The 14,965-nt window shown below is 45.0% G+C and carries 11 protein-coding genes; 3 read left to right on the top strand and 8 right to left on the bottom strand.

Features of this window, described 5'->3' with window-relative positions:
* Positions 1–6: 6 nt before the first annotated feature.
* From A3860_RS06845 to A3860_RS06835, 3 genes are all read right to left on the bottom strand, one after another.
* Complete coding sequence (locus A3860_RS06845) at positions 7–1,446, bottom strand: nicotinate phosphoribosyltransferase (RefSeq protein ID WP_081145804.1); 1,440 nt, start codon at positions 1,444–1,446, stop codon at positions 7–9.
* Positions 1,447–1,496: 50 nt separating this feature from the next.
* The gene (locus tag A3860_RS06840) at positions 1,497–2,393 is read right to left on the bottom strand and encodes an NUDIX domain-containing protein (protein ID WP_081145803.1); all 897 of its coding nucleotides are present in this window, start codon (positions 2,391–2,393) and stop codon (positions 1,497–1,499) included.
* Between the two features lie 396 nt (positions 2,394–2,789).
* Positions 2,790–3,482 carry an NUDIX hydrolase gene (locus A3860_RS06835; RefSeq protein WP_081145802.1) on the bottom strand — a complete coding sequence of 231 codons (693 nt, stop codon included), beginning with the start codon at positions 3,480–3,482 and terminating at the stop codon, positions 2,790–2,792.
* A 76-nt stretch (positions 3,483–3,558) separates the two neighbouring features.
* Here A3860_RS06835 and A3860_RS06830 point away from each other — a divergent pair, with 76 nt between their 5' ends.
* From A3860_RS06830 to A3860_RS06820, 3 genes are read left to right on the top strand one after another with little or no spacing between them, the layout of a single operon-like run.
* The gene (locus tag A3860_RS06830; protein ID WP_081145930.1) at positions 3,559–5,151 is read left to right on the top strand and encodes a class I SAM-dependent methyltransferase; all 1,593 of its coding nucleotides are present in this window, start codon (positions 3,559–3,561) and stop codon (positions 5,149–5,151) included.
* Between the two features lie 48 nt (positions 5,152–5,199).
* Entirely contained in the window at positions 5,200–6,210 is a 1,011-nt protein-coding gene (locus tag A3860_RS06825; RefSeq protein ID WP_081145801.1) for a hypothetical protein, read from the top strand.
* Positions 6,167–8,428, top strand: a complete 2,262-nt coding sequence (locus A3860_RS06820; protein ID WP_081145800.1) for a hypothetical protein — start codon at positions 6,167–6,169, stop codon at positions 8,426–8,428. The genes A3860_RS06825 and A3860_RS06820 overlap by 44 nt, the downstream gene beginning before the upstream one ends.
* A gap of 51 nt (positions 8,429–8,479) precedes the next feature.
* Here A3860_RS06820 and A3860_RS06815 read toward each other — a convergent pair whose 3' ends face one another.
* The 5 genes from A3860_RS06815 to A3860_RS06795 all read right to left on the bottom strand — a co-directional run bounded on the left by A3860_RS06815 (position 8,480) and on the right by A3860_RS06795 (position 14,948).
* Entirely contained in the window at positions 8,480–8,833 is a 354-nt protein-coding gene (locus A3860_RS06815; RefSeq protein WP_081145799.1) for a hypothetical protein, read from the bottom strand.
* A gap of 81 nt (positions 8,834–8,914) precedes the next feature.
* Positions 8,915–10,057, bottom strand: a complete 1,143-nt coding sequence (locus A3860_RS06810; protein WP_081145798.1) for a vWA domain-containing protein — start codon at positions 10,055–10,057, stop codon at positions 8,915–8,917.
* A 3-nt stretch (positions 10,058–10,060) separates the two neighbouring features.
* The gene (locus A3860_RS06805; protein ID WP_081145797.1) at positions 10,061–12,322 is read right to left on the bottom strand and encodes a DUF5682 family protein; all 2,262 of its coding nucleotides are present in this window, start codon (positions 12,320–12,322) and stop codon (positions 10,061–10,063) included.
* A gap of 77 nt (positions 12,323–12,399) precedes the next feature.
* Positions 12,400–13,479 (bottom strand): ATP-binding protein, encoded by a 1,080-nt coding sequence (locus A3860_RS06800; protein ID WP_081145796.1) that lies wholly within the window; start codon positions 13,477–13,479, stop codon positions 12,400–12,402.
* A 14-nt stretch (positions 13,480–13,493) separates the two neighbouring features.
* Complete coding sequence (locus A3860_RS06795; RefSeq protein ID WP_081145795.1) at positions 13,494–14,948, bottom strand: DUF5691 domain-containing protein; 1,455 nt, start codon at positions 14,946–14,948, stop codon at positions 13,494–13,496.
* Between the last annotated feature and the right edge of the window lie 17 nt (positions 14,949–14,965).

Raw genomic sequence — 14,965 nt, 5'->3', positions numbered from 1 at the left:
TTTTTGTTATGCCACCGGCACTTCTTTCACAACCACTGCCCGTTCTTTCACCTCTTCGAAGCTTACAGTGTTGATTATTTCTCCATTTTCAAATACTGTGATCATTTGATCTTCGTATCCGTTTTCCGTTTCCTTTCTTACAGTTTGATATCCGGCATCTGTACGGATCAATTTTAACTGCCCGGCTTTTGATGTTTTAAATGACTGCACCAGTTTTCCGTGTGAATCCACTTCTACAGGATGTTTCTGAACATCTACAGGTTTACCATTTACTTCGGCATAAGAACATTTAAAGGCAAACTTCTGCGTATCCCTGTCGACCTTTTGCAGTAATGCCCCGCCCATACCCAACACCAGGTTCTCGGCACTGATGCCATTTACTTTCAGGGCGCCATAAATACTGCGGATAGCCTGTACATTAACACCATCGCCCTGTAATACCCGTACCTGTGGTGGTAATACCTTGTATCCTTTTTCATTGATGGTATAACCGAATTTGTTCAACAGAATATCAAACACCCGCAACAGGGTAAATACGGGGTCCCCACTATCCGGACGAATTACCAGCACACCATCTCTTTTCAACACCAGGTCTTTTAATTCGGTTCCCCAGTATTCACTACATGCTCTGAAGATGTCGAATGAATCTGATACGCAGGCTACGATACCGGTTGGAAAGGTCTTCAATATGTGTTTGAAAACTTCCAGTTCGCCTTTTTCACCCAGTAATGTACAAACCGAGTGCTCGGTTGCTGGTACTGATACCCCATATACTTTTTGCGCATCATAATATCTTTTCGCCATCACACTACCCATGAGGGTATCGCTACCCATAAAATTGATCAGGTGGGCTGCACCGCCCAAACCAGCGCTTTCTACTGAGCTTACACCACGGAACCCAAAATCATTCAGCACAAAATCAATAGCAGGCTTTGATGCCTCGGCTGCTGTTTCTTCGAAATACTCTTCTACTATCTTTCTCACCTCACGTGACAGGGTTGCTACGGTACAGGGATACCACACTTGCATTAATAATGTTTCGAGAAAGTTAGATAACCAGAAACATTCGGGATCGGTATTTTCAATGGTCATCAATACATTGTTCACAGGCACCACAGTTCCTTCAGGCACTGCCTTGATACGTACCGGTAACCTGCCATTGTATTTTTTAACGATGTAATCAAACTTGCTGCGGTCAAATACATCTGTGCGGCCAAACACCTGTGTTAAAAAGCTTTCGGCTTCATCGATCTTTTCTTTGGTGATCACATTGCCTTCGAGATAATATTTCAGAAAATATTGCAACCCAAAGAAAATAGTTTCATCAAATTGTCCACCCCGGCTTTCGAGATAAGAATAGATCTTTGTTGTACCGGGATAGTATAATTTATGGTGAGAATATTTATAAGCATCGGCCAGTAATACTATGTTTTCCTGCGTTTTCATATGATGTAAAGTTAAATTGTGAAGTAAGGGTTGTTATAAGGCTATAGAAATTACACGTTTATATTTTTCAATAACAGATTTACCAGAACGTGGTGTTCCCTGACGATGGTCCCCTGTTGCATCATGGCATGCAATTCCTTTACCGGGAACCAGGCCAGCTCTTTCAGATCGTCATTTGCCTGTGCATGTCCAAACACCCATTGGGTTTTAAATAACAAGGTAACTATCTTATCTTCTTCAGAACGATAACGCCAGTCATCTATTTTGGCAGAACCTATATATTGCATGGCATTCACTTCCAGATCGCCACATTCTTCCTGTAATTCCCGGCGGGCTGCGGCTTCATATGTTTCATCGGTAGGGTCAACAAATCCACCCGGGAAACGCCAGCATGGTGAATTATGTTTTTTCCCAAGCAATACTTGCGTATCACTATCTTTCAGCACGGCTATATCAACGGTTGGATAAACTTTTGAGTATGTATTCTGATAAGCATAATTAATACCCATTCTGAAATCAACAGTATCAAGCACTTTATCACCGTTGTCATTGCGGATAGCCGTAGCAGAATGATCCCCGAATTCGGGTAAGGCTACTACCTGCAAATGACCGCTGTAATAATTAATAAAGCAATCGCGGCTGCCATATAAAATAAACGATTCCTGCGGAAAGGTATTTTGTAACAGGGCATCTAACTGTTTGCTCCATGCCTCATCTGAGGGATGATCGCTCAGGGGAAGCACCATAAGCTCCGGCGCATATTGTTTTAATAATCTTTCGCGGGTATAAAAGTCGAACGGATTGCGGCGACTGCCTTTAACCGGCGATACGCCCAGTACTACCACTACTTTATTGTGTTTTGACCTGAGTTCGTCCAATAAATATTTATGTCCATCGTGCAAATAGGGGGTCTGGAATCTAGCTATAATAACACCAGTTGCTTTCATTTTGCGTTATTTATACGCAAATTTATAACGGAGTTTTGAAATCTCCAAATTTTGCGTGAATATTACGCAAAATAAAAGTCATCCCTGTTAGTGATGCCGGTATAAGAATATGACAAGCTCCTGAAGCAATTCTACTCTTTGGGGACTGTTTAAAAAATCAGGAAATACATCCTCTGTAAATTCATTTATTTCAATAGCTGTATTTATTGATACTGAACCATTTAATTGTATTTGCCAGGGGAAATAAAAGGTATTATCCCTATTAGAATTATTTCCAATAACTAATCTTTCATTTTTAGCATTTACAAGAATGAATTCTGTTCAGGTACCCTAGTGGAAATTACATCACTCAAAAATAAAAGGTGCGGGGAACGTCACCAATCAGAAAGGTGATTTTTATATCTCAAAATTAATCCCCTCTTTCACCAGTTCCTGGTAGCGTTTTTTATTGAACTGGTACATTTTGCCGGGGCGGCCCTTTCCTTCACTTTTGGCGTATTCGTCGGTTTCATCGAGGATGCCCAGGGCGAGCACCTTTTTGTAGAAGTTACGGCGGTCTATATCGCGGTCGAGCAGGGTGATATACAAATTTTCGAGGTCAGCAAACGGAAATTTACGATCGAGCAGTTCAAAACCTATAGGCTGGTACCTGATCTTCGTACGCACCCGTTCAATGGCCATGTTCAATATTTTCTTATGATCAAAGGCCAGTGAAGGAAGGGATTTAAAATTGAACCATTGGGCATTTTCTGCATCGGTGCTGGCCTTCAACTGCTGAAACTGACTGCTTTTCACCAATGCAAAATAAGCAACTGAAATTACCCGCTTCCGTGGATCACGATCGGGGTCGCCAAACGTATATAATTGTTCCAGGTAATTTACTTCTATACCCGTTTCCTCGCTCAATTCCCGGCGTACCGCTTCTTCCAGCGACTCCTCGGGCAACACAAAACCACCCGGAATGGCCCACGCATTCTTGAATGGCGGATATTTCCGTTGAATAAGTAATATCGATACGCCTTCACTCTTGGAATACCCGAAAACGATGGCGTCGACTGCTACCTTGATTTCTGAACCGGATCCTGACATGGAGTGCAATATAAAACTTTCGGCTGTAGTACCAACCTATACTGGCCAAACTGTATCTTTAACGCAAATCTGTTCCATGTACCTGTTGATTCCCGGCCGCCATCAGTTGCTCACCCAATTCCAGTTCCAGTATATTCAACGCCTTATTCAGGAAGGGGCGAAAAACGAAAAGGATGTATTTGGTAACCCCATTGAAAATAACCAAAAAATTGAAGCGGTATTGTTTGCCGTTACCTCGGCCAACCATTCCAATACCCGGCGTAATCCATTGCCTTTCTACCTGCGTGCTATCGCCATTGAAGCCTTCGGCAATGCGCTTCCGGTTCCAACCTATATGTATGGCATCGACGACGTTGCACAGGTACCTGATTTCGCCGAATATACCCTCAAACGGATCAGGCACGACAGTGAAGGGCAGTTCCATTGTACCCCATCAAATACTTTAGTGATCTGTTCTACACCGGTATTGAATATGTATCACCAGCTTGGTTTTACCATTCTTCCGGCCGAACTGCAGACTATTTCTACCTGGCAACATCATACTGCCATGCCCTGGGATATTGTAGAGCAAATTGCCAAAAGCGACCAATGGCAAACAGATGCCTTTGTTCACCAACATATGCACCCGGCTTCTTTTAACGTTTGGCAGAAATATAAACGGGGCGAAAAAGTGCAAATGCTGTTCAGGGATGCTATGATCAGCAGCGACGGCGACCTTACCGAAACCCGCGACTATAATGTTTACGTTCGGCAAATGGATGAAATTGCCGAAATGAAATACCATGATACCGCCCCCTTTATTCAACCCGGCCGTATTGGCGATATCGGCTGTGCAGTTGGCTCCTGGATCAAACTGGCCTGTAAGGACGAACGCCTGCGCGAATCAGATTTTTATGGCATCGAAGTTTCCCGCTATCTGTATGTATTATGCCAGCAACGAAAAGAAAACGGAGAATTTGTGAACCCGTTTGTATTCTTCTCGCAAAAAAATGCAGTGACCGGCCTTGTGTTTGAACCAAACTCCATGAACACGATCCATACTTCTTCCCTTACGCATGAAATTGAATCGTATGGTAGCCGTGCCGATCTGTTACAATTTATTCAAAACCGCTACGAAGAGCTGGCGCCTGGTGGCGTTTGGGTGAACCGCGATGTAGTAGGCCCCGATAATAAAGAACAAACCATTTATCTATGGCTCAATGATGCAGATGGTGATAATGAAGATCCCTACAAAATGATTGAGGATAAAGAAGCCTTTTCTCATTACCTCGCCGGCTTATCGACCTATGCGCGCTTTCTGCGTTTCGCCCGTGATTTCAGGAAACAGGAAGGCTATGTACTGAATTATTCAACAATAACCATTAACCAGGTAAACTATATAATTGCCTCTTTACGGGATGCGATGGAATTCTTAAGCCGGAAAGATTATACCGACAACTGGCAAAGTGAAATGCATGAAACTTTCTGCTACTGGGATTTTTCAGAATGGAAAGCTCATTTACAGCAGGCTGGTTTTACCATTCATCCTTCTTCCAAAGCATTTACCAACGACTGGATCGTTAATAACCGCTGGAAAGGAAAAGCTGAATTGTATCTTATGAAAGATGGCCGGCTAGCATTTCTGGATTACCCAGTCACCACCATGTTTTTAATTGGCGTAAAAGCTTAATAGCTCTTCCTTATCTTCGATGCAGCAATCCTTAATTTTCTGCAGGCGATGAAAATAGTTCGTTGGTCATTATTGCTGTTAACAACGTTGGTGGCTGCATGCCGGCATCAGCCAAAACCACTTTCTTTCTATTACTGGAAAACGCAGTTCACACTGAACGATTATGAAAGAAGCGTACTGAAAAATAATGGGGTTAAATCGCTGTACGTACGATACTTTGATGTTGATCTTAAACCGGAAGACAACCAGCCTTCACCGGTATCTCCTGTTCATTTGGATACTGCGATGCAGGGGTACCGCATTATTCCCGTTGTTTTTATCAGGAACAGAACATTCGAACGATTGCAGCCGGCCGACATTCCCACTTTAGCCCAACATGTGTTCGCCCTGGTTGCTCAAATAAACCAATCGCAGCATATTGCCACAACAGAAATTCAATTCGATTGCGACTGGACCGAACGTACCCGCGATAAATTCTTTCAATTCATTCAGCAATACCGGGCTATTACGTCTCAAACGATCTCTTCCACCATTCGCTTACACCAAATAAAATATAAAGACAAAACAGGGGTTCCACCGGTCGATTACGGCGTATTGATGTATTATAACATGGGCGCCATTAGCGGTGATAATACCAACTCCATTTACGAAAGATCGGTCGCCAGCCGGTATAACACCTACATTAAAACGTATCCCCTGCCTATGGATGTTGCCCTGCCCATATTTTCCTGGGGACAAACCATCCGGAACGGCAAAGTGGTGGAATTGCTGAACAAAACCAATATCACGCAGTTTGAAAATGACTCTAATTTCACCCGCCTTAATAAAACCCGCTTTATAACAAAGCATGCCTGTTTTAACGGGGGGTATTATTTTAAAGAAAAAGATGAAATTAAACTGGAGCAGGTATCGGCTGACGACCTGCTCGATATAACAACCCAGATCAACCAAAACACCAATCATCGCATTGGCAAGTTGATATTTTATGACCTCGACAGCACTAACCTCGTTCAATATGAAAAAGATATTTTCAAAAAAGTACTTAACCACTTTAATTAGTTCCTTCACCGTAGGTACCGGCATTATACTGGCTTGCGCCGGTGGCGACTGGGATGATGAATATGGCACCTCCAACTTTGCTCCTGAAGCATTTGTTGACAGCAGCTACCGGCCTTTCTTTTATTCGGGCTATAATTTTTATTATGGAATTGGGTACGACATGCAGCATGACTCCCGTTTTAATGGGTCGAATGTTGACGACTGGTCGTTATACCTGGGTAAAGAGGCACCTGCCACCGAGGTGGAATTCCTGTTGAAAACCGCTTCTGCTTCATCTATCGACAGTGCTAACCGGTTCCTGGCCGGAAAAGTAAAAACATTGCCTGCTGCCCTGCAAGCATTCCGCTTATTCAAAAATGCCAGTAAACAAACAACGGCATTTATTAATTATTTGTCACTCGCCAAAGCCTGTGAAGATTTTGCTACCAACAATTTCGAATACGCCTGGGATTACGATTCAAAGAAAAGCAAGACCCTGACCGTAAATACAAAACAGGTAAATGAAGTATTAGGGAAAGAATATAACCAAACAAAAGATCCTTTTTTAAAACAACGTTACTGGTTTCAGCTGGTTCGCTCTTATTTCTACAATGAACCGCCGCAAACAGCCATTGACTTTTTCGAGCGCAATCAGCAGTCGTTCCCCAAAAACGAACTGTATTATCGTACGATTGCCTACACCGCCGGCGCTTATTATAAATTAAAAAATTACAGCAAAGCCAACTATTACTACAGCAAGGTATATGATGGGTGTAATGCATTAAAGACGGTGGCCCATTACAGTTTTCACCCACAGGAAGAAAATGACTGGAAGGCTACACTGGCCCTTTGCGCTAATAACGAAGAAAAAATAACCCTTTGGCAAATGCTGGGTGTTTTTTACTCTGATGAAACCAGGGCCATGAAAGAGATCTACGCCCTGAACCCACGCAGTGAGAAACTGAACCTGTTGTTAACCAGAGCTATCAATAAAGAAGAGGTCCGCTTCAGTGGCTGGGAGCCCTATATGGGCGACAGTAAATTTTCAATAAAGAAAGACACCCTGAAAAGCGACCTGTACACCCTGAGTACCCGTATTGCACAGGCTGGCAACACCAGCGAGCCCTGGATGTGGTATATGGCAGCCGGTTACCTCGACATGCTGACCGGGAATACCCAAAAGGCTGCCGCCTCCTATAAACTGGCTGAAAAAAAATTACCCAAAGAGCAACTGGCACAAGCGCAACTGAGGTTGCTAAAACTGATAAACACCATCGCCGGCACACCAAAAGCAGATAGCAAATTCGAAAAACAGGTATTGACAGATCTTGAATGGATAACGAACGGAACATTTCCGCCTGATTTCAGACGCAACACTGCACTTAGCTGGATAAGAGAAACTTTGTCGAAAAGATACAAAGCGCAAAAGGAGTTGATAAAAGCGGTATGTTTCCGCGATTACAATGAATTTTATGCCAGTAATAACAACGTAGAGGCGATGAAAAGCTTTTTAAATAAAGCTGATAAAACGCCCTATGAATTGTATTACGCCAAATTATATGCTTTAACAACCTACGATCTGCTCGAATACCAGGCTGTTAACCTGGCCATGGAAGATAAACTGGAAGAAGCCATAAAAAAGCTGGAAGGCATCCCAGCCGCTGAACATGTATTGCCTGGCAATCCATTTAATGGCCGCCTGCAGGATTGCCACGACTGCGACCATGAAGCTGCTCAAAAAATAAAATACACCAAACTTTCATTGCTTAAAAAAATGAAAGACATGGAAGATAAAATAAAGACAGGTACGGAAGCATACAGTAATGCCATGCTGGTTGCCAACGCATTTTATAACATCACACATTACGGCAATGCCCGCGCATTTTATGAGGGCAGGATATTGGGTGAATTTCATTATTCCCCATTTTCAATTGACAGTTTATTCAGGGGTATGCTAACGGATATGAAAATGGCTACAAAGTATTATACCCTGGCGCTTGCTGCCGCCAAAACAGATGAGCAAAAAGCTAAATGCCATTTCATGCTGGCAAAATGTGAACGCAATCAATGGTACAATCAAACTTTTTATAACAATAGCAGCAATGAATATGGCGACCTGCAGGGGCAGGCTTTTTTACCCTGGAACGGTTTTAAATCTTTAAAACAATATTCCAACACGCAATTTTATAAAGAGGCTATCAAAGAGTGTGGATATTTCAAAAGTTTTACGGAAAAGTAATTGATCCTGACAGGTGTGGCCTCCCGCAGTGGACGCCACACTTGTTTTACTTTATTGACTTTCGCCCTTCGTACGAACTTTTATAGCCTTAACAGCCGCTATTACCTCAGCATAAAATATCGGCGGCAGCTTTCCTAATTGAATAAGCCGGTCATCCATTTCAGTATTTGAAACCCCGGCTTTATATGCCTTTTTAACGGTGGTATCAACAAAATACAATTGTTCCAGCTTCGCTTCATTATCAAAGCCATAAGCAAATACCCCTTCCACCTCAAGCACCGCTTCTATTTTATTGGCATTGTCTAAATAATGAAAAGAGCTGATATCACCCCCATCACCCGCTCCGCCTCTTCGCCAGCCATATTTTTCGAGGGTACTTTTTACAGAACCGGAGTCTGTTGACACATCAATATGTATTATTCTTCTTGCTTGATCTTCTTCTGTTACCGTGTAAACCGGGCGTTCGAGCTGTATACATTAGCAGTACTACTTTTTCAACACCAGGTCTTCTTTGGCTGCCCACAATGCAATATCCTGTTTGCTGAGGGCGGCGGCCATCATATCAGGGAATTTATCGGGCGTACAGGCAAATACCGGTATGCCGAGGGCCGAGAGAAATTGTGCATTCCGATGGTCGTAAGACGGTGCGCCGTCATCGTTCAATGCAAGCAGCACTATTACCTGTACGCCTGCAGCTACCAGTTCAACAGCACGTTTGCGCATCTTCTCCTGATCGCCGCCTTCGTATAAGTCGGTGATCAATACCAGTACCGTATCATTTGGCCTGGTGATGATCTGTTTACAATAAGTGAGCGCCAGGTTGATATCTGTTCCGCCACCCAATTGCACCCCGAATAATAATTCAACCGGGTCGGTCAGTTCTTCTGTAAGGTCAGATACAGCCGTATCAAACACCACCATCTTTGTTTTAATAGCGGGGATAGATGCCATCACCGATCCAAAAATACCGGAGTAAACTACTGATGCACCCATCGATCCGCTTTGATCGAGGCAAAGCACCACATCTTTTAAGGAAGTACGTTTGCGGCCATAACCGATCCTTGTTTCGGGAATAACCGTTTTATATTCGGGCTGATAATGTTTCAGGTTTTTGAGAATGGTAGCATGCCAGTTGATCTCATTATGCCGTGGCCGGCGGTTCCTGGCGCTTCTGTTCAAACTGCCGTTAATTGCCTGTTGTGTTGGCTGCGACAGCTTGCGCAACAATTCATCAACCACTTTGCGCACCACCATGCGGGCCGTTGCTTTCGTTTTGTCGGGTATCACCTTGCTCAGCGTCATTAAGGTTGCCACCAGATGCACATCGGGTTCTACATTTTCCAGCATTTCCTTTTCAAGCAACATCTGGGTCAGGCTCAGGCGGCTCAATGCATCCTGTTGCATCACCTGCACAACAGAAGAGGGAAAAAACGTACGGATGTCGCCCAGCCAGCGCGCCACATTGGGAGAAGAAGCCCCTAACCCACCCTGGCGGTCACTGTCGTACAATGCTTCGAGGGTATTATCCATTTGTTTATCACGGTCACTTAACGACATACCGGTGCCGTCGTTTTCCTGTCCACCCAATATCAGACGCCACTTGCGTATATGTTGTTCGTTGTTGTTCATTGCTTAACTTTTAATACCTAACAATTGCAGAATGACTGGTATACCCTGCTTCGCTCTTTCTTCCTGTATGCCGCTTTCGGCAACCCGTTTAACTGATATGCCACCGCCACCGCCGCCTTTAACTTTCTCGCCCAGCTTTTTTCTTTCGGGTGATGAAAAGCCGGCAAAGGTCCTGCGTAGCAAGGGCAATACCCGGGTAAAGGTTTCTTCATCAAGCGTGCCCACCCAATTGTTAACAAGGCCCCACAGGTCGTTATCAATTAACAAAATAGTTCCGCTGCCTTTCAAAAATCCTTCCAGCCAGGCAGCTGCCTTATCGGGTTCTGTTGCCGAAGACATGGCAAAATGAAATACACGCACCAACGCATCGCCCTCCAGCAATTTATAATCGGCCAGCAACCGGGTTGCATAACCGGCGATCACTGGCGTGGTATTACCCGCCGCAGTAATTGCCTGTAAGGTTTGCTGCCACTGCCGGGTAATATCGGATTGTTGTAAAACGTTGACTGCATCGTTCAGTTTAAAGAACAGACCAAGCAGTTTTTGGGCGGCATCATCACTCACTGCAATACAGGCGGCAGGCAGGCTTACGCAAATACGGGTAAGCATGCTGTTTACAATACCCAGCACCAGGTCGGCATCGGTCTTGCGCACGCTGCCATACCGGGTTGCCTGCACCAGTCCGGGCACTACTTCCATTAACTGTATCACATCGCCACTGGCGGCGGCCAAATTGTTAATGCATTGTATGCACACTTCCACCGCCTGGTGTAATTCGGCCGGAATGGTATTTTCGAGCAAACTGGTGACCGTACTTAATGAATCTGCTTTACTGGCTTTGTCAATCACAAATTTCTCAGCAGCTTCGCCCACCGTGTTACCCCAGTTCCCTTTTTCAATGATATTGATCGACAACTCGGGGTTCCATTGCAGGCGCCACAATTCTTTAAAGGTACCTTTACCCGACACATCCTGCCGTTCGCCCCATTCTATTTCGAGTAATTGCAACCGGTGAAGGAAAATACTTCGCTCCAGATCATTTTCCTTGCGCAGGTCAAGGGTGTAATCCTTCCAGTCGGCAGTTGCTGGTAAGCGTAATTTCTTTTGTATTTTTTCAATATCCAGCTGCAATGGTGGTTTGGGAATTTCCACCGGCACTTCTCCAATGCGGTTGCTGACGATGAGTTCATCGTGGATCAACTGCATCAAAATGTTTTCGCCGTTGCACAACACAGTACGGGCGGCTTCATTCAGTTCTTCCAGTCCGGCCTTGTACAGGTTGCGCATACTGGCCAGCGATTCTGCCAGGCGAACTGCCTCTATTACATGCGCCACGGAAGTATCCATTTGTTTTGTTCTGAACAGTTGCGCAACTTTTGCCATCCAGCGCGTGCCATCATCTTTAGGGAAATGCCAAATATGATCGTACCAGCCGGGTGATCCAATACCGGCGCCATAGCCGCTAAAATAACTCAGGCGGCTGAACGTCCACGGTATCCAGGTGCATTCAACTTTTACTTTGGGCAATCCTTTCAGCAGGTCATTGTCTTCTTTTTGTTTGGGCATTGAAACCAGGGCGGGCGCATGCCAGGCGCCGCAGATCACAGCAATGTTTTGAAACATTTCTTTTTCGGCCTGTCTGATGGTCTTACGCATCCAGGCTTCGCGCAACTGTTCTATCCGGTCTTCTTTTCCTGGATAAGTATCGCGCAATACCTGCATGGCCTCTGTTACTGCTTCAAATACCTGTTCATTATCCTGGCGGTGCTCAAACATATGTTCCCACCACTTCTCCCCATCTTCGTAACCGGCCGCTTCTGCCAGGTACGAGATCGGATCTTTTCTGAACGCTACTGCTTCCACCACTTCATTGTTTCGGAATGCATTATTATTAACCGATGGATCAGCAGCAGCAGGTGGCGGTTCCTGTTGTTCCTTCATTTCCTTCCACACGCCGATCTGATGGCCCATGGGAAGGTCCATAAACCGCACAGGAATATTGTTCCTGCGCGCGTAAGCGATCGCCTGCCATTCGGGCGAGAATTCTGCAAACGGATAGAAGGACGATTGCTGCGGATTATCGGGCTGATACACCAGTATGGCTACCGGTGGTTTTAATTCGGAATGATTTACCCATTGCAATAACGGGTCTGCTTCGGGCGGTCCCTCTACCAGTACAATATCCGGCTTCACTGATTCCAGGAACGCCGCAACGTTCCGTGCCGAACCGGGACCATGGTGCCGTATGCCTAATATGTGAATCATTGGTTGGTCAATGGTGAATGGTCAATGGTGAATAGGGCAACAATAAATTTTAGCCCCCTTACAAAATTCAGCCTCGCTTACATCAGGTCTCTGCAGGCACGATAGATATCTTTCCACTCATCTCTCGGCTTAACGACTGTTTCCAGGTATTCCTGCCATACGAGCTTATCCTGCACCGGATCTTTTACCACAGAACCAATAATACCGGCTGCCAGGTCCGCAGCTTTTAACTGGCCATCACCAAAATAGGCTGCCATTGCCAATCCATTATTTACCACCGAGATCGCCTCAGCAGTACTGAGGGTCCCACTCGGTATTTTGATCTTTGTTTTTCCATCGATGGTAACGCCGCTGCGCAATTCGCGGAAAATGGTCACAATACGACGGATCTCCTGCAAGGCCGGTGGCTCGGCAGGCAATTCCATCACTTTCTCAAAACTTTCCACCCTGCGTTTTACGATGTCAATTTCTTCATCCATTGAATCGGGCACGGGTAATATAACAGTATTGAACCGGCGCTTGAGTGCGCTTGACAATTCATTCACCCCTTTATCGCGGTTATTGGCAGTAGCAATTACGTTGAACCCTTTTACAGCCTGTACTTCCGTATTCAACTCAGGAATAGGCAGCGTTTTTTCACTCAGAATGGTAATGAGCGTATCCTGCACATCGGCGCCAATACGGGTAAGCTCCTCAATGCGAACGATCTTACCTTCTTTCATGGAACGCATAACCGGTGTTTCAACCAATGCATTCAGGGATGGACCTTCGGCGAGTAAGCGGGCATAGTTCCAGCCATACCGAATGGATTCTTCGCTGGTACCGGCAGTTCCCTGTACAATCATGGTTGAATCGCCGCTAACCGCCGCCGACAAATGTTCACTTACCCAACTTTTGGCCGTACCAGGCAATCCATATAATAACAAAGCGCGGTCGGTTGTAAGCGTAGCAACGGCAATTTCCATCAACCGTTTGTTACCGATGTATTTAGGCGACACTTCAAAACCATTCTTCAGTTTGCCGCCGGTAAGATAAGTCACTACCGACTGCGGTGTTAGCTTCCAGTTTTGCGGCCGCTTTCCCGAATCCTGCTTTTGCAATTCTTCCAGTTCCTGGGCAAATAATTGTTCGGCGTGCTGGCGTAATAAGGCAGACATATTGATAATAGTATTTAATCGTTAAAGGATTGTATGGTTTGTTTTTTCAGGTTAATGAGCTTTGTGATGTACTCGCTGGTATTGTTCCAGGTTGCTTTCAGGTGATCTTCAGCCGGTGCGCATTTATAGAGCTCGGTAACAATACCAACCGGTATGCAATGGATATAACGGCTGTAAAACGACCGGTTATACTGGTAAATGCTTTTGGCAGTATGAATAAATATTGCCCGGGCCAGATCGATGCTCCAGGTATCTTCGCGCTTAATAGCATGTTCAATAATGTTATCGGCAAACTGCGCTATAAACTTTATACTGTAATGCTCCTGTTCTTTAACCGGTAGCAAAGGAATGATATCTATGTAAAAAACATGGCTGTTCTGCATGAATGCCGTAGCCCAGCGCTGGTCTTTGAATGCCACCACCGCCTGAACGAGGGCCGGCAATAATTTTTTACCGGTAACATCCTTCTGCCATGCCTTGATAATTACATCTGGCGTACTTTGTAATTGCGTTTCCCAGAAAGAAGGGGGCGCCGCCTGCATCAATTGCATTACGATAAACTCTTCATCGGTATATTCCTTGTTATTGCTTAATTTCTCGATGCCGGTCTTGAAAATTGCCTCATCGATATCTGCCGGCAATTGTACCTGCAACCCTTTTTTGCCAACCGTTACCGAACGTTGCAGCACCTGCTGATATTGTTGTACAAGGGGCGCCTCAGGGATCTGCTTCAATAACCACCATGCAATGTCCTTTACCTTTTTACTTTTTTCTTTGGCGAGACTTTCCAGAAATTCAATATCGGCAGAACCGATATTTATTGCCAGCAGCAACAACAGTTCGATCTTCATATTCACATCTTCCTGCTGCCAGGTTTGCTGAACCCAACCTCTCGCCGCCGCCGCATCATCCTTGCGCAATTGCTCCAGCACCATTTTGCGTTGTTCGGGAGAACCGGTTTGCCATAATTCTTCATTTGTTGAAGCCGTTGAAAAGTTCCATTCATTATTGAAGCGGCTCAACCACTCGCCCCGCTTGCCACAACAGGCAACCACTGCATTTTGCAGCTTCTTTTGTTGAACACCTATATCAAGCAACAGTGGAACAAGATCAGGTGTTACAATGCGGCTTTTTTCATTGCATTGTTGCAGCCAGAACTGTAGCAGCGAATTACTTTCAGAATCGAGGATGTCTTTCAGCGTATGCATGGCCAGTACCGAACAGTATTGTTTTTCTTCAGCAGCTGCTTTGTCAATGGTGACGCCCTCCTTCTTCAATGGCTGTACGCCGCACTGCCGGTAATTAAATACCAGGGCGGCTGTTTGTAAAAACTGTTCTTCCTTATCCGTTGTATGGTGCTGGATCACGGCAGCTGCTTCCCCCAGCTCAGTAGGCAGGTCACTGGCAGCAAGCGGCCGTTTATCGGTACCCAGTAAGGCTGTATTTATAATTTGATCCCAGGTTTGCATATGCCCCGATTTGAATA

This window comes from Niastella vici (assembly GCF_002077945.1).
GTDB lineage: Bacteria > Bacteroidota > Bacteroidia > Chitinophagales > Chitinophagaceae > Niastella > Niastella vici.
The sequence above is the reverse complement of the archived record's forward strand: the minus strand, read 5'-3'. Positions and strand labels throughout refer to the sequence as shown.

What these genes read in the sequence shown, in the direction of transcription:
- A3860_RS06845 (WP_081145804.1), bottom strand. Translation starts at nt 1,446, where the DNA reads ATGAAAACGCAGGAAAACATAGTATTACTGGCCGATGCTTATAAATAT.
- A3860_RS06840 (WP_081145803.1), bottom strand. Translation starts at nt 2,393, where the DNA reads ATGAAAGCAACTGGTGTTATTATAGCTAGATTCCAGACCCCCTATTTG.
- A3860_RS06835 (WP_081145802.1), bottom strand. Translation starts at nt 3,482, where the DNA reads ATGTCAGGATCCGGTTCAGAAATCAAGGTAGCAGTCGACGCCATCGTT.
- A3860_RS06830 (WP_081145930.1), top strand. Translation starts at nt 3,559, where the DNA reads ATGTACCTGTTGATTCCCGGCCGCCATCAGTTGCTCACCCAATTCCAG.
- A3860_RS06825 (WP_081145801.1), top strand. Translation starts at nt 5,200, where the DNA reads ATGAAAATAGTTCGTTGGTCATTATTGCTGTTAACAACGTTGGTGGCT.
- A3860_RS06820 (WP_081145800.1), top strand. Translation starts at nt 6,167, where the DNA reads ATGAAAAAGATATTTTCAAAAAAGTACTTAACCACTTTAATTAGTTCC.
- A3860_RS06810 (WP_081145798.1), bottom strand. Translation starts at nt 10,057, where the DNA reads ATGAACAACAACGAACAACATATACGCAAGTGGCGTCTGATATTGGGT.
- A3860_RS06805 (WP_081145797.1), bottom strand. Translation starts at nt 12,322, where the DNA reads ATGATTCACATATTAGGCATACGGCACCATGGTCCCGGTTCGGCACGG.
- A3860_RS06800 (WP_081145796.1), bottom strand. Translation starts at nt 13,479, where the DNA reads ATGTCTGCCTTATTACGCCAGCACGCCGAACAATTATTTGCCCAGGAA.
- A3860_RS06795 (WP_081145795.1), bottom strand. Translation starts at nt 14,948, where the DNA reads ATGCAAACCTGGGATCAAATTATAAATACAGCCTTACTGGGTACCGAT.